Below are 15,085 nucleotides of genomic sequence, written 5' to 3'. Positions count from 1 at the left end.
CTATTATCTCCTTACAAAATTATTGCAACTAGCAAAATAGCTAAACAGGGAGACATCTCATCTCCCTTGTCTAGCTTATGTCTTATTTTACTGCTATAATCATTGGGTCCATTTCAATAGGTGCTTTTAAATCTATTACTATCTTTACAGTTTTTTTAATTGCTTCATCGACTAGTTCTAAAGAATTAGGTAATTCTTCTTTATATAAATCATATAATTTGCTAGCAGCTATCCCACCAGAATAAGTAGGTATTACTTCTCTAAACCCTGCTTCCCTAAACCATTTTATATATGTCTTACCAGAAGGATGAATCGTTCTTAAGACTAAAGCATTTGTAACCTTAGGTTTAATCTCTTCTAAGAAAGAAATGGTTATCTGTGAAAAATCAGTATTGTTATTCAACTTGCTAATCAATTCTTCCACAGACATAGCAATAGTCAATCCATATTGTATTACATATTCTTCCTTAATATTTCTGTCAAATATAATTAGTTTACAGCTTTCTTTATTTAACTTTTCTATCCATATATCATTTTCAAATCCATCTTTATATCTACTTAATGCTTCATAGTAAATTCTTATACTTCTGCCAGGCTTCAATATCCTATATAATTCTCCTATGGTTTTCTTTGGATTAGGTGTCTGTTCTATAGATGAGGCTGCCATTATTCCATCAAAAGTATTATCTTCAAATGGTAATCTATCTTCTGAATTATAGAATATAAATTCAGCATTTGTAATTCCCAGACTTTTAGCATTATCTTTACAGACTGATATTCTTTTCTCCGATGAATCTACTCCTATTACTTCTTTAGCATAAGGTGCCACAATTAATGAAGGCCATCCATCACCGGGTCCAAAGTCTAATAATTTTTTTCCTTCTCCCTTAATTGAATAAAGAAAATCATACATACGTCCTCTATCATCCCAATGGGATTTTTTGTTACATCAAAAGGCTTATAGATGATTGGCAAACTATACCCTGACTGAGATTCCATTTCATTATAAATGAATTCTTCTGATGTGCAGTATATAGGTGCTAATTTTTCTTCTATCCAACTGAATATACTTTTCTCTGCTATAGACTTTTCCATTGACATTAAAATCCCTCCAAATAGTTTTTTAAATTTTGCCAATGGGTTAAGTACATTTAGTTAAAATGTAATTCCTCCAATGGCTAGTTGATTGATTGAATTAACATTTATTTTTCTCATATTGTCCACTCCTTTCGAAAAAATAACTAATACTAATGCAGATTCATTATACCATAATATGTAATCTATAATATATGCATTAAATAAATAAAATAATTATTTGATAAGATCTCCAACTAATAAATAACTATAGTATTTGGTGCCAGGCACCAAAAATAATAGTTATTTTATAATAGTAAAACCTCCGACTTCACCATGGCAGACTTCAATTAATTTGGATGTTTCCAATTCTATTTGAACTCCTATCTTTCCTCCACTTACAATAATCTTATCTATCTCTAAAGCAGATTTATCTATAAATGTCTTATAAATTTTCTTCATCCCTATTGGAGAACATCCACCTCTTATATATCCTGTAATTTTTGATATATCTTTAACTGGTATCATTTCAATACTTTTTTCTCCCGCAATTTTTGCAGCCTTTTTTAAATCCAATTCCTCTGCAACTGGTAAAAGAAACACATAAATATTCTTGCTATGACCTTGGACTACTAATGTCTTGTAAACAAATTTCAGTTCTCTATCAATCTTCTCAGAAACTGAAATACCATCAATTTTTCCATCATTATTACTATAGGTGATAGCATTATAATCTATTTTCATCTGTTCTAAAATACGCATAGCATTTGTTTTTATATTAGTCATTTTATTTTCCTTCCTCATTAGTACATTCTATATAATTTAATTTAAAGATTAAACCTAAATTAAATCCTTGTTTTTCCTCTCTATTATAAATTATTTTCCCACCAAAAGCTTTTACCCTATTCTCTATCCCCATTAATCCATTACCTTTAATCAAATTTACACATCCTAGTCCATTATCACTAATTCCAACTCTTACCTCATCTTCATCTAATTTTATATCTATATTGATTTTATCTGCCCTACCATGTTTTATACTATTAGTTAAAGCTTCTTTTATAGAGGTATATATAATATCTTTATATTCTGGCAGCAATTCCTCCACCTTCTCATCTATATTTAATATTACACTAACTTCTCCTGCATTTTCAATATTATCAACAATTTTCTCTATGGAGTCTAGCAAAGTTCTATTTCTTTCATCTTTTAAAGCATAAACAGCCTTTCTCAGACTTTCCATACTTTCCTTAGTTAATATCTGAGATTTGTCGATTAATTCTTTAGCTCTAATAATATCTTTTTCTATAATTTTTTCTGCCACATCTAGATTCATATTTAAAGCTATAAGGCTATGACCTAAATTATCATGGATTTCTCCAGCCACTCTATTTCTCTCTTTAGCTATAGTTAATTCCTCTATTCTTTCTGATTGTTCTTTTAATTTGTTATAGGATAATTCTAATTCTTTATTCAACCTCTCTACTTCTCTTTTTTCTTTTCTCAAAACTTTATATCCAAATAAACTTACTGAATAGAAAAATAAACTCATCAGTACCATAATAACATCTAATATATTCTCTTTCCAAAATTCTATTGAACCTATATCTTCACCAGATATTGTGCTAAGCAGAATTAGAGTTAGAATAAATATGATCTCCAGTGATATAAATAACCTTGAGATTTTTCCTTCTGTATATAGAATTAGTTCATATAAAATCATGTATAAATATATTTCTATATATCCACTTATTTTCAAAGCCAACATTAGGCTTATTGCCATAGATATAAATATGGATGAATAATACTTCTTTACACTTCTATAAAAGTATTTTCTCCTTAGATGGTCATTGATTACTATTACTAAAAATAGCCCAAAAGAAATTAGTAAAGCAGTAATATTATCTTTGCATCGATAAATAATATCAAGTCCTATGGAAGTCTGCAATACTCTATATAAATAATTATTGTATTTATAAATATTCTTCATCTATACTACCTCATTGTTCTATTCTAGTTATCTCCATTTTTCTATTCATTCTTATATTCTTAATATAAAGATAGCAAATAAATAAAGTCATTACAACTAAAAGTATTCCTTTAGTGTAAAATAAAATATCATTTCCTATATTTTCATATATATAAGAACCAGCCATATATCCTATTGCTCCCCCTATTCCACTTGCAAAGCTATATAAACCATAGGATCTTCCTCTTTTATTTTCTCCTACAAAATCAATGATCAATGAAGAAAATGCTGGACTATAAAACATTACAACGATAGAAATCAATGTATAAAGAATCATAAAACTATAATATTCTTTATTAAATGGTATAAATATTTGAAGTATAGCATTTATGAACATACCAGCTATAACTATCTTCTCTCTGCCATATTTATCAGAGAAACTTCCGAATATATTTGGCAGAAAAAGTGCCAATATAGATGCTGGAATAAACAAGAAGGATATTAGACCAATATCTTTTGTAATATTTTCTTGTAGATATATAAGATATATTGGTGCAGTTAAGCTAGTTATAAATGAAAGAATCCCCATTATTCCCAGGAAATATTTTAATTGTTTCTTATCTTTAATATTACCTGCTTTATATTCCTTTTTAAGATTAATAGTCTCCGGAACTTTTTTAATTGTATAGTAGACAGATATGGAACTAGTAATTAGAAAGATAGTAAATATTAATTTAAATGGATTATCAGTAAAATTATTGTATAGAATAGTAAACCCAATAATACTACCCACCCATTCACCTTTAGCCATAAATTGATTTAATAAACCAAAATTTTTACCTCTATTAGTCTCATCACTAATATCGGAGATAAAAGTATCTACACTTATCCATAGAAATGAAGCCCCTAAAGATTGAATTATTCTCCCTATCAATAGATACTTAAAATCCTTAGCTAATATAAAAAATATATTCACTATTGTATAAAGTATAGTACCTATTAATATCCCTATTCTTCTTCCTCTCTTATCTATTAAATTTCCAACCATTGGCCGTATTATTATACTGATTATTGAAAATATGGAATAAAGATATGCTATTTGAATAATGTTTGCTCCTATAGAAGAAGCATAAATAGGAAATATAAATCCTATAAAGGACAACGGAAAAGATATGAAATAGATAACCTTTCTTAGCTCTTTCACGGCATAACCCCCTAAATATTCTTACCTTAAATATATAAGAATTTTCAATATAAAAAATCTAGCTAAGGTAATATTAAAGGTCATGTTTTTTCATGACTAAAGTAACAAAAACTTCTATTGAAGCATTATTAAGACAGCTTTTTTGAACCATTGAAATTATCTATTTTTAAAAAATCAAAAATAAGTGGCAGCTCTCCTATAGATTAAAAAAAACTGTGATTGTTAATCACAGTTTTTAGTCTTTAATTAATACTGCCAATTGAGTTCTATCTCTCAAGTCTAACTTATCTAATATTTTTGTTATATGATTTTTAACAGTTCCTTCTGTTATATATAGGATATTTGCTATTTCTTTATTAGATTTTCCCTCTTCCAATTAATAGTGCTATTTCATATTCTTTTTTAGTTAACTCTTTAAATATATGTTTATCTAGATTGCCTTGTGCAGCATTATTATACGTCATAGCCCCTAACATCTTCTTAGCTACATCTGGTTGTAACAGTACGTTTCCTTCATATACTGTTTTTATAGCCTTCACCAAATCCTGAGACGATATATCTTTGAGTAAATAACCATCTGCACCATTTTTCAAACCTTCAAAGATATACTCATCTTCATTGAAAGTTGTTAGTATTAATACTTTTATATCATGATGTTTTTCTTTAATTATTTTCGTAGCCTCTACTCCGTTCATAATGGGCATTCGTATATCCATTAATATTAAATCAACTTGTATTCTATCTATTAATTCTATGGCCTCTTTACCATTAGTAGCTTCACCTACTAAAGTTATAGTATCATAAAGACTCAGCATCATCGTAAGGCCTTCTCGTATTAAACTTTGATCATCTACTATAAGAACTTTTATCATGATAAACCCCTTTTAAAAACATTACTTATTTTAGGTATTCAAGACTCATCCTGCTTTTATTTTAATTGTTCATTATATTCTAAGTCAAATATAGTATTATCCCTACAAAATGAACTACCGATGCTGCTAATACAAATAAATGCCATATAGCATGGTGATAAGGAATCTTTTTAATACTATAGAATATAGTTCCTAAAGTATATAAAAGTCCTCCTCCTAATATCCAAATAAAAAATCCTACAGAGGTCATTCTAATAATTGGTTTTATAGTGAATACTGCTATCCATCCCATACCTATATATAGACTCAATGACAATGCCTTAAATCTATCAAATTTTCCAAAGGTAAAAATTTTAAATGCAACACCAAATACTGCTATAGACCATACAGCAACTAGTATACCAATCCTTAAAGCTCCTTTCATAGTAAGAAGTGCAATAGGAGTGTAGGTTCCAGCTATAAATAAAAATATAGAGGAGTGGTCAAATACACGAAGTATTTTCTTTGCTTTTTCGTTAGGTATACTATGATATAATGTTGATGATAAATACATCAAAGTCAAACATGCACCATATATGCTAAATGCAACAATTGATATATTATCTCCCTTCCTTATAGAAATTACTAGTAATACAATTAAAGATGCAATACCAAATAATACTCCTAATCCATGAGTAATTCCATTTGCAATTTCTTCTTTAACTGTATATTTCTTACTCAATAATTGAACTGGATTTTCTTTTTTCATCGTTTCACCTATCCTTTCTATAATCAACTAACAATTAACGATTAACAATTAACAATAAAAAAATTGGAATAAATTAAATTCTTAAAATGATATTGATCTTTTAATCTTTAATCTTCTAATTATTTTTTGACAATTGCTAATTGATAAAATTGTTCTTTGTTAATTGTCATCTGTTAATTATCTTTTTCAGTCTTGCTCTGTTAAAATCATTGGTCCCTCTTTTGTAATGGCTATTGTATGCTCATATTGTGCTGATAACTTTCCATCAACTGTTCTAGCAGTCCATTCATTATCATCCATTTTCATACGATATGTCCCTACATTTATCATTGGCTCTATAGTTATAACCATTCCTTCAACAAGTCTTTGTCCCCTACCTGGTATTCCATAATGAGGAACTTGAGGATCTTCATGCATTTTTTTACCTATACCATGACCTACGAAATCTCTGACAACCGAATACCCATAAGATTCTACAAAAGATTGTATAGCATAACCAATGTCTCCTAATCTATTACCTACAACCGCCTGTTCTATTCCCTTATATAAGGCTTCTTTAGTTACATCTAATAGTTGCTTAGCTTCATCTGATACATTCCCAACAGCATAGCTCCAGGCAGAATCAGCTAGCCATCCATCTATATTGACTACCATATCTATAGTCACTATATCACCTTCTTTTAAAGGTTCTGGTCTTGGATATCCATGACAGATTTCATCATTTATTGAAGCACAAGTTGCATAAGGATAGCCATGATATCCTTTTTGTTCTGGATAAGCATTATGTTCCTTTAAATAATCTTCCACGAATTTATCTATCTCCATAGTCGATATACCTGGTTTAATCATCTTTCCTATTTCTTTATGCAGTCTTGCTAATAACTCTCCTGATTTTTTCATATTCTGTATTTCTTGCTCTGTTTTTAATATAATCATTTAATCTACCTTCCTTCATATATCATAATATTGTTTATAGTAAATAAATCCTATTAATCTTTATTATTTTCTTTATCTATTATCTTTAAAAACTCCTTATCTCCATATAAATTCTGAAAATCATTATCAGTTTTTATAGATTCTACTATTTGCGGCAACAGTGTTACTGCTTTTTTTAAGTCTTCCAAGGCCTTTTCTTTATCATCTAATATTGAATAGCAGCAAGCTCTATTATAATATAAATCATGAGCCTCTGGGTTATTATTTATTCCCTCTGTTAGCAATTCAATAGTGTCCTCATACCTTTTTTCTTCTATATAAATGGCAGAGACATTTAGATACGAATAGGAATATTCAGGATTAATGTCTATTGATCTAAAATAATATTCTAAGGCTTTGTCATTATTCTCCATCGCTTTGTAAATAACACCCATATTAAACAATGCTTTATAATAATTAGGCTCTAAATCTAAACTCTTCTCTATCATCTCATAGGCCTTATTGTACTCTTCCAATTCTTCATATATAGATCCTAAATTGTTGAAAGCTATATGATCATCAGGCACCAATTGAATTACCTTATTATAATATTCTATAGCTTTGCTCTTTTGACCTTTTTCATCAAATATATTAGCCGCATAATAATATGCTCTGTCATAGTATGGATCTATATCTATTGCTTTATGATAATATTCTAAAGCTTTATCTTTATCTCCTATCTTTTCATATGTCATTGCTATACCGTAATATGCCCCTGCTTCATCAGAATCAATTTCCGTTATCTGTTCATATGTAGATAAAGATTTTAATGCATTATCTAATTCATCATGGACTTCAGCAATATTATATAATATTGCTATTGTATCTTCTATACTTCCTCTAAATTTTAATGCTTTTTTATAAAATTCAATAGATTTTTCTTTATCACCATTAATATATGCGTTTTCAGCTAATAACACATAATTATATTGTCTAGTATATTCTTTTATTTCTCTCACCAAAAAAACACCTCTTAATTTCTATACTATATATAGTCTATCACATTTACGCCAAAAAAGTAGAGAAAATGTTATTCCTCTACTTTTAATGCTCTCATTGAGTTTAATATGGCTAATATAGATACTCCAATATCAGTAAATACTGCTTCCCAAGCTTTTCTTATAATTTTAATTCTGCTATATATCTATAACAATCATTTCCTTCTTCTACTGTGTTACTCACTAATTGCCATTTACTATTCAAGCCTATAGACTCTCCTAGAGATTCAAAGTAATACATTACTATTCCTGCATCTATAAGATTTGGTTCTTCTCCTTTATTATATTTAATCAATAATGTCACTTTATCTTTTTCAAGTAAAAATCTCCAAGGTTGCTTGTTTAGAGTTGATGGTGCAAATCTTATATAATAAAATAAATCACCTAGTCCCCTATTTTCTAAATCATCAACATTTGCGTGATTTCCTATTTTATCAGTAAAAACTATTTCTTCAACACCAATCCTATCACTAAAACTATCATTTATAAAAGGATTTCTCGCCTTTCCATATCCTATAGCTAAAATATAATTAATTTCTCCTACCATATCTCCAAATATATCTTTTTTAGTATCCTTGCCTACGTTTCCTACACTTACCCAGCAAGTATCTAATCCCATAGTGTTTAACTTTGTTATAAGCTTTTCCATATAATATGAACCATAGATTGTATTTCTATCTTTATCATCTATTAACTCAAGTCCAATATAGTGTGGACTTTCAATCATTACACCTGAATATCCCCCAATTCCTCTTAAACCTTCATATAATTTCTCACCATATTCATATAATTTAAACTTTAAATTTCCAGTACCATATTCTCTTTCCAATGAATCTAAGTATGATTTAATCTCATCTAATATATCACTATTTATCTTTTTATTCTTGAATTCTCTCACTGATTTTCTTTTCTTCAAAAAATTAGTCATTAACATACCAAAACCCCCTCAATATAAATATATAGTATATATACCACTATTGTAATTTTCTAATCTATCATTTTAGTCCCAGACTTTCTGCCAAGGTATAGATATATTCAAGTAGGTAAAAATGTATAACTAAAGCCGTACCAATGCCTAATAATATACCTGCAGTCACATCTGTAGGATAATGAACTCCCAAGTATATCCTTGATATACCAACGATTATAGCAATAACAAATACTACAATAGATAATTTTGGTATATTAAGTGCTATAGTAGTAGCAATAGAAAAGCTTGCAGTAGTATGTCCTGAAGGAAATGAATAATCTTTTAAATTTATACCAAAAGTGTTTAATTGCTCTATTATCTTATATGGTCTTTCTCTACTTAATATTCTTTTGAGTGCATGGACTATTATTTGACTAATAGTTAAAGCTCCAAGAGCCTCAAGTCCTATAAGTTTAACATTGCTGCTTCCTATTAATATTAGAATTAAAACTAAGAGAGAAGAAAATACTGCTCCCCCTAGATTTGTAGCTCTATACATTATAGCATCCAAATATCTATGTTTCATTTTCCTATTAATTATGTTAATAAAAAGATCGTCGAATTTTTTTAATTTATTTTTCATTTTTTCACCTTTAATAATAGAATTTATTGTAGAAATTTGTCTTTTACTCCTAATATTATATTGTAATTTATTATTACCCACTTATCAATAATTTTATTGATTTATATATCTATACTACTTATTTCTTTTTTATGTTAAAATATAGAAGATAAATTCAAAAGTAGGTGTAGATATGCATTTAAGTATAGAACAAGAACGAGCCATACAACATAAGGAAGGTCCTGCTTTAGTATTAGCTGTCCCAGGTGCAGGTAAAACTACTGTATTAATACATAGAACAGTAAATTTAATATTAAACCATAAAATAAGTCCTGAAAGGATATTATCAATAACATTTAGTAAAGCTTCTGCCAAAGACATGAAAGAGAGATTTAATAAAATGTTTTTAGACTTATCACCTATTCAGGTTCAATTTTCTACAATACATAGTTTTTGCTTTAGTTTAATTAGAGAATATGCATATATAAACAAAATTAAATATACTTTGATTGAAGAAGAAAAGAATCAACTTAATAAATATAACGTAATTAAAAAAATATACTTTGCAACAAACCAAGATTATATCACTGAAGAAAAGTTAGAATCACTTTTAAACTCCATAGGATATATTAAAAATATGATGCTTACGGTTGATGAATTCTTGAAAAACAATAAATCTGATATTGAGAATTTTAAAACCATATATAATACTTATGAAAAATATAAAAGGGACAATAATCTCATAGATTTTGATGATATGTTAACTACTGCTTTAGAGATTCTTGAATCAAATAAATATATATTGGAAAAATATCGTGCTAAATATGATTTTATTCAGGTAGATGAAGGACAAGATACTTCAAAGGTACAAATGGAAATAATAAAATTATTAGCAAGTCCCGAGAACAATTTGTTTATTGTAGCAGATGATGACCAATCTATTTACGGGTTTAGAGGGGCATATCCTAAAGGATTACTTAACTTTAATAAAATTTATTCCAATGGGAAGTTATTCTTTATGGAACAAAACTATAGGTCATCTAAGAATATTGTCTCTGTTTGTAATCAATTTATTAAAAGAAATACATTAAGGTATAATAAGAACATTTCCACGGATAATAACTTTATTGAGCCTATCAACATAGTAAAAGTCAACTCAATTTCTGAGCAGTATAAATACTTAGTGGAGGATTTGAAAAATAGAGAATTATCTAGATGCTGCATATTGTATCGAAATAATTTATCATCCATAGGCCTTATTGAACTGTTTGAAAGACATAAAATTCCCTTTTACATGAGGGATGTTAAAGTTAGATTTTTTAATCACTGGCTTATACAGGATATAATAAGCTTTATAATGTTTTCTCAAGATACTAGCAATATGAGTATATACGAAAACATCTATTATAAGAAAAGAGGTTATATTTCAAAGAAACAAATTAACTATGCTAAAACCTTGAATTATAGTCTTTCAGTCTTTGATAGGATAATGGACTTTCCTGGAATATCTAATTTTTATAAATCAATTCTTAAAGAACTAAAACTTGATTTCAAAAAGCTTTCAAAGATGAGCCCTAGCGATGCAATAAATTTTATCGAATATGACTTAGAATACGAGAAATATCTTAAGGAAAATTCCATGAAGTTTGGATATACCTATGATGTTTTAAAAACTACTATATATTTTTTGAAAATCATAGCTAGTAATACTAATAACTTAAACGAACTAATTAATAGATTAAAATATCTAGAATATCTGTGTAAAAGTTCTAGAAATGTTAAGGATGCTGTAACTTTATCTACTGTTCACTCTGCTAAAGGCTTAGAATTTGATAGGGTATATATGATAGATCTAGTGGATGGTGATTTTCCATCTATATCTAGCATCGAAGCAGTTGAAAAAGGTAAGTATGAATTAATAGAAGAAGAAAGACGACTATTTTATGTTGGGATGAGTAGAGCAAAATACCATCTATCTTTAATTACTCTAAATAATCTTGGTGGTAAAAGTGTAGAACCCTCAAGATTTTTATTAGAACTAGAAAAAGGGAAAGCTTAGGCTTTCTCTTTTTTGCTATAAATTGTTATAAAAATTTGTTATTTTTTAGTTTTTATAACAATTTTAAGAGTAAAATTTCATTTATTTGTAATACTATAAATGCAGGAATAATTATTTGAAAAAGGAGGGAAATGGTGGTAATGGCAAAGAATAAACAAAATAATCAAAAGAGAAAAAATGAAAACAAACAAGAATCAAAAAGAGATGACAACAAAAACGAAGATGACAAATAAATAAATGAAGGTCCTCATCACTAGAGGACCTTCATTTATTTATTAAACTCTTTTACATCTACATCATCCACACTAAAAGATTCTCCAGGCTTTATCCCAATATGACCAGATTCATAAGGGCTTCCCTCAATAGTTATATATACCTTTTCCACGTCATAAAACTTCCCCAAGGTATTTACTATAGACTTTAATATCTCTAATTCCAAAGAAGAACCAGCATTCATATCTATTAATAATTCCTTTGAAAAATCTACCTCTAAAGTCCATGATTCTCGATTTAAATGTATTTTGTTTATATTAGTATTTTTTGAAATTGGAGAAATCAATTTACTTGATGGGGGATTTTTCATAATGTTTGCTAAAATTTCCTCAATACTATCATTGGTTCCAAATTCCATATCTTGTTCTATATATGCTGTACCAATATCCTCAGATGTTGGATAATAGGATAGTATTTCCATTTCATGTTTACTATTTTCTATTTCTTCTAATAGAGTTTTAACTTCATATTCTCCATCATTATATATTCTTGCCACGAGGCCTATATCTTTTGCATAGTACTCCTTTTGATTTCTACCATCTTTAAACTCAGTAGTCACTTCTAATGCATCATAAGTCCCAGAAGGTGTTTCTATTTTTCTATCTAAGCTAGTTATCTCCATTGTACTTCCCTCATTATTTGACCAAGTATTTCCAACTTGCAATGGTTCCTTTAGAATAACATTACTACTATTTGTATTAGCATTTAACATATTTTCAATATGATAAAATTCCCCTTCTGCAAATACTTCTGTTAACGCTCCATCTTTATATTCCATAACTTTTACAAAAACAGTGCCTGGATTCATGATTTTCATCTGTGCTCTATTTCCTTCAACAAACTCTATAAAGGTCTTTTGTTCAGCATATTCATTTCCTATACCTTCATAGTCCATAATAGTATTTTCTTTAAAAGGGTAATAGTCAGCTATTGTTAAAATCTCCTTTGTTGATATTTTTTCATCACCTTTGATATTACTTTGATCTTTAGATATAACTTGTTTACATCCAATTAAAGAAAAAATTAATAATGTTATTAATAATAAGGAAAATAATTTTTTCATAATATCACTCCTATAACTAATTTGTCCAACTATAACTTCATTTAGATTATATCCTCTTTTACTATAATTATAATATATTTCTATAAAAAGTCTTTACGATAATATTACAATCTAACTTGGTTTCAACTGAGACTTGTGAATTATAAAAAATCAAACCTTTATCTATACTCAAGGTGAAAAAATAGCTGTGACCTTAAGTATAGTAAAGGTTCTTTGTTTATATTTTCTATAATATTTCTACATCTGGGTTTAATTTATATATGATATTTTTTCTTTCTACTATAATAGATATCTTGTTTGATAATTCTTCATCTTCTCTTATAGCTAAAAAAAGAGGTTTATTTGGATTTATAGCAATAGGGTTTCCCACCATTCTAAGCATGGAGATATCTCCAGTAGTATCTCCATAGGCATAACTGTTTTCTAAGTCAACATTATACTTTGCTATCAATTCATTTAGAACTCTCTGTTTGCTTTCAGAATCCCACATCCTAACTATTTCCCCTGTAAACTTATTCTCTTCATCTACTTTATAAATGGTTCCTTTATACTCCGTAATACCATATTTTTCAGCCATCTTCGCTACTAAAAAATCTGGACTTCCAGAAATAAAAAATACCTTATGACCTTGCTTTTATGCCATTCAATTTGATCTCTAGAATATTTATAAACCATATCACCATTGAGATTAATTACTTGTGATGCTATGAATTCTATATATGTCTTATTCACTCCCTTTAGCTCTTCAATATATACTTGTGCCAAAGTTTCTAAGTAAAGTTCAAAATCTCCAAATCTCTTTTCCCATTCTTCATAGACCTTTTTTACTCGAGTATACCAGATAGACGGGTCTATTACCTCATATTTGTTTAATTTCTTAAAATGCTCGATCATTAGGGAATTTCTAAATATGGTTCCATCAATATCAAAAAATGCTGCTATGTTTTTCATAATATCATCCTAACCTTTTTTTACTATTATATGAGTTATACCCATTTTTGCATAATTAATTCTATGTATGAAAATTAATTGAAAGAAAACCACTGGTTGATCTTCTTTAGGTTTACAGCCAACTAAAAAACTAATATTACGCTGTTAGAACTAGCAGAAAAATATAGAAATTTGATCTTTCCTATGTGGTAAAGTAAAGTCATATTATACTGTACCATCAAAATAAAGTCTAATGATAAGAATCATTAGACTTTATTTTAATTTATTTAACTAGAGCCTTACTATTTTGCTTTTTCAGGAGTGTCAGCTAATAGACCAACCTTCTCCCATCCCCAATCAGTATTCTTAGGGTCTACATCCCAGTAGGTAACTCTGTTATTAATTGCTGCTAAATCAATTCTATATAGAGTTGGAGCTACTATAACTTGCTCCATAGCATATTGTTGCCAATCATGATATGCTTTTACCATGTACTCATTATCCATTCCAGTTTCTCCAAATGCATCATTTGAATTAATAGCATTAATTAATTTATCGTTTTCATCTGATGCAAATCTTGGAAAGTTATTTGGAGAGAGACTTCCCCATAATGATGCTGGTTGTGGGTTAGATCCTACTAACCAAGCTGCTGCAAATAAATCTATATCTTCATTATCTTCTTGTATCATATCGTAGAATGCATTCATCTCTATTAATCTGCCATTTTGTAATACTACATCTAATCCAACATCTCTAAAGTTTTGAATATAGAATTGAGCTAATGGCTCAGCTATATCTCCACCTGACATTGAAAGGTAGTTGATTTGTAGCTTGTTACCCTTTGGATCTTCTCTAAGTCCATCTCCATCTATATCTTTATATCCAGCTTCATCTAATATTTGCATTGCTTTTTCTGGGTTATATGGATAACCTTCTTGCTTATCATTCCAGAAACTAGCATGAAATGGTGTAATTAATGCATTAGCAGGTATTCTCAAATTATTATAGAACAATTCTGCCACTTCTTCATTATTCATAGCATAAGCTATTGCTTGCCTTAATTTCACATCAGATAATTTTTTATTTGGATCTGGCACAATTTTTTTGGCTTCTACATCCCACTTTCCTTGTTTAAATCCTAGATATCCTAAAGATCTACTTACAGCTGATGTTAAAGTTATATTGCTTAAATCCTTGTACTCTGGATAACTATTAACATTTAGTTGATCAACTATGTCAAATGTTCCAGCCTTCAATGCTTCTACAATAGTATCTTGACTTGTTCGTTTTGCAATAATCTTATCTACCTTTGGTTTCTCTCCAAACCAATGTGGATTTGGAACGTATTCTACTGATTCTCCAGGTACTATATTAGATACCATAAATGG

Annotated in this window: 17 protein-coding genes; 1 reads left to right on the top strand and 16 read right to left on the bottom strand. The window is 28.6% G+C overall.

Annotated features, from left to right (window positions below; all coding sequences use genetic code 11):
- Positions 1-82: 82 nt before the first annotated feature.
- The 12 genes from CIW83_RS19450 to CIW83_RS19400 form a co-directional block, all read right to left on the bottom strand.
- On the bottom strand, positions 83-913 hold the full coding sequence (locus CIW83_RS19450) for a class I SAM-dependent methyltransferase (RefSeq protein WP_094904124.1): 831 nt from the start codon (positions 911-913) through the stop codon (positions 83-85).
- The gene (locus CIW83_RS19445; RefSeq protein WP_094904123.1) at positions 865-1,101 is read right to left on the bottom strand and encodes a hypothetical protein; all 237 of its coding nucleotides are present in this window, start codon (positions 1,099-1,101) and stop codon (positions 865-867) included. The genes CIW83_RS19450 and CIW83_RS19445 overlap by 49 nt, the downstream gene beginning before the upstream one ends.
- A 276-nt stretch (positions 1,102-1,377) precedes the next feature.
- The gene (ybaK, locus tag CIW83_RS19440) at positions 1,378-1,860 is read right to left on the bottom strand and encodes a Cys-tRNA(Pro) deacylase (RefSeq protein WP_094904122.1); all 483 of its coding nucleotides are present in this window, start codon (positions 1,858-1,860) and stop codon (positions 1,378-1,380) included.
- Between the two features lies 1 nt (position 1,861).
- Positions 1,862-3,064 (bottom strand): sensor histidine kinase, encoded by a 1,203-nt coding sequence (locus CIW83_RS19435; RefSeq protein ID WP_094904121.1) that lies wholly within the window; start codon positions 3,062-3,064, stop codon positions 1,862-1,864.
- Positions 3,065-3,074: 10 nt separating this feature from the next.
- Positions 3,075-4,247, bottom strand: a complete 1,173-nt coding sequence (locus CIW83_RS19430; RefSeq protein WP_094904120.1) for an MFS transporter — start codon at positions 4,245-4,247, stop codon at positions 3,075-3,077.
- Between the two features lie 235 nt (positions 4,248-4,482).
- A complete protein-coding gene (locus CIW83_RS24005; protein WP_235601419.1) occupies positions 4,483-4,623 on the bottom strand; it encodes a helix-turn-helix transcriptional regulator in 141 nt (46 codons plus the stop codon).
- Positions 4,604-5,119 carry a response regulator transcription factor gene (locus tag CIW83_RS19425; protein WP_235601418.1) on the bottom strand — a complete coding sequence of 172 codons (516 nt, stop codon included), beginning with the start codon at positions 5,117-5,119 and terminating at the stop codon, positions 4,604-4,606. The genes CIW83_RS24005 and CIW83_RS19425 overlap by 20 nt, the downstream gene beginning before the upstream one ends.
- Before the next feature lie 79 nt (positions 5,120-5,198).
- On the bottom strand, positions 5,199-5,867 hold the full coding sequence (locus CIW83_RS19420; RefSeq protein WP_094904119.1) for a hemolysin III family protein: 669 nt from the start codon (positions 5,865-5,867) through the stop codon (positions 5,199-5,201).
- Between the two features lie 186 nt (positions 5,868-6,053).
- A complete protein-coding gene (map, locus tag CIW83_RS19415) occupies positions 6,054-6,803 on the bottom strand; it encodes a type I methionyl aminopeptidase (RefSeq protein ID WP_094904118.1) in 750 nt (249 codons plus the stop codon).
- Between the two features lie 53 nt (positions 6,804-6,856).
- On the bottom strand, positions 6,857-7,801 hold the full coding sequence (locus CIW83_RS19410) for a lipopolysaccharide assembly protein LapB (protein WP_235601420.1): 945 nt from the start codon (positions 7,799-7,801) through the stop codon (positions 6,857-6,859).
- A gap of 160 nt (positions 7,802-7,961) precedes the next feature.
- Positions 7,962-8,774: a nitroreductase family protein gene (locus CIW83_RS19405; RefSeq protein WP_094904116.1), complete on the bottom strand. Its 813-nt coding sequence runs from the start codon at positions 8,772-8,774 to the stop codon at positions 7,962-7,964.
- Positions 8,775-8,835: 61 nt separating this feature from the next.
- On the bottom strand, positions 8,836-9,393 hold the full coding sequence (locus CIW83_RS19400; RefSeq protein ID WP_094904115.1) for a phosphatase PAP2 family protein: 558 nt from the start codon (positions 9,391-9,393) through the stop codon (positions 8,836-8,838).
- Between the two features lie 172 nt (positions 9,394-9,565).
- On the opposite strand from CIW83_RS19400, the gene CIW83_RS19395 reads away from it, so the two are divergent.
- Positions 9,566-11,431: an ATP-dependent helicase gene (locus tag CIW83_RS19395; protein ID WP_094904114.1), complete on the top strand. Its 1,866-nt coding sequence runs from the start codon at positions 9,566-9,568 to the stop codon at positions 11,429-11,431.
- A gap of 268 nt (positions 11,432-11,699) precedes the next feature.
- Here CIW83_RS19395 and CIW83_RS19390 read toward each other — a convergent pair whose 3' ends face one another.
- The 4 genes from CIW83_RS19390 to CIW83_RS19380 form a co-directional block, all read right to left on the bottom strand.
- Positions 11,700-12,767 carry a GerMN domain-containing protein gene (locus CIW83_RS19390; protein ID WP_094904113.1) on the bottom strand — a complete coding sequence of 356 codons (1,068 nt, stop codon included), beginning with the start codon at positions 12,765-12,767 and terminating at the stop codon, positions 11,700-11,702.
- Between the two features lie 226 nt (positions 12,768-12,993).
- The gene (locus CIW83_RS24000; RefSeq protein WP_235601417.1) at positions 12,994-13,344 is read right to left on the bottom strand and encodes an HAD family phosphatase; all 351 of its coding nucleotides are present in this window, start codon (positions 13,342-13,344) and stop codon (positions 12,994-12,996) included.
- A gap of 8 nt (positions 13,345-13,352) precedes the next feature.
- On the bottom strand, positions 13,353-13,718 hold the full coding sequence (locus CIW83_RS23995; RefSeq protein WP_235601416.1) for a hypothetical protein: 366 nt from the start codon (positions 13,716-13,718) through the stop codon (positions 13,353-13,355).
- A gap of 281 nt (positions 13,719-13,999) precedes the next feature.
- The coding region (locus CIW83_RS19380) for an ABC transporter substrate-binding protein (protein ID WP_235601415.1) at positions 14,000-15,085 on the bottom strand (1,086 nt) is incomplete at its 5' end.

Source organism: Tissierella sp. P1, assembly GCF_002266425.1.
GTDB lineage: Bacteria > Bacillota > Clostridia > Tissierellales > Tissierellaceae > Tissierella > Tissierella carlieri.
The sequence above is the reverse complement of the archived record's forward strand: the minus strand, read 5'-3'. Positions and strand labels throughout refer to the sequence as shown.

What these genes read in the sequence shown, in the direction of transcription:
- CIW83_RS19450 (WP_094904124.1), bottom strand. Translation starts at nt 913, where the DNA reads ATGTATGATTTTCTTTATTCAATTAAGGGAGAAGGAAAAAAATTATTA.
- CIW83_RS19445 (WP_094904123.1), bottom strand. Translation starts at nt 1,101, where the DNA reads ATGTCAATGGAAAAGTCTATAGCAGAGAAAAGTATATTCAGTTGGATA.
- ybaK (WP_094904122.1), bottom strand. Translation starts at nt 1,860, where the DNA reads ATGACTAATATAAAAACAAATGCTATGCGTATTTTAGAACAGATGAAA.
- CIW83_RS19435 (WP_094904121.1), bottom strand. Translation starts at nt 3,064, where the DNA reads ATGAAGAATATTTATAAATACAATAATTATTTATATAGAGTATTGCAG.
- CIW83_RS19425 (WP_235601418.1), bottom strand. Translation starts at nt 5,119, where the DNA reads ATGATAAAAGTTCTTATAGTAGATGATCAAAGTTTAATACGAGAAGGC.
- CIW83_RS19420 (WP_094904119.1), bottom strand. Translation starts at nt 5,867, where the DNA reads ATGAAAAAAGAAAATCCAGTTCAATTATTGAGTAAGAAATATACAGTT.
- map (WP_094904118.1), bottom strand. Translation starts at nt 6,803, where the DNA reads ATGATTATATTAAAAACAGAGCAAGAAATACAGAATATGAAAAAATCA.
- CIW83_RS19405 (WP_094904116.1), bottom strand. Translation starts at nt 8,774, where the DNA reads ATGTTAATGACTAATTTTTTGAAGAAAAGAAAATCAGTGAGAGAATTC.
- CIW83_RS19400 (WP_094904115.1), bottom strand. Translation starts at nt 9,393, where the DNA reads ATGAAAAATAAATTAAAAAAATTCGACGATCTTTTTATTAACATAATT.
- CIW83_RS19395 (WP_094904114.1), top strand. Translation starts at nt 9,566, where the DNA reads ATGCATTTAAGTATAGAACAAGAACGAGCCATACAACATAAGGAAGGT.
- CIW83_RS19390 (WP_094904113.1), bottom strand. Translation starts at nt 12,767, where the DNA reads ATGAAAAAATTATTTTCCTTATTATTAATAACATTATTAATTTTTTCT.
- CIW83_RS24000 (WP_235601417.1), bottom strand. Translation starts at nt 13,344, where the DNA reads ATGGCTGAAAAATATGGTATTACGGAGTATAAAGGAACCATTTATAAA.
- CIW83_RS23995 (WP_235601416.1), bottom strand. Translation starts at nt 13,718, where the DNA reads ATGAAAAACATAGCAGCATTTTTTGATATTGATGGAACCATATTTAGA.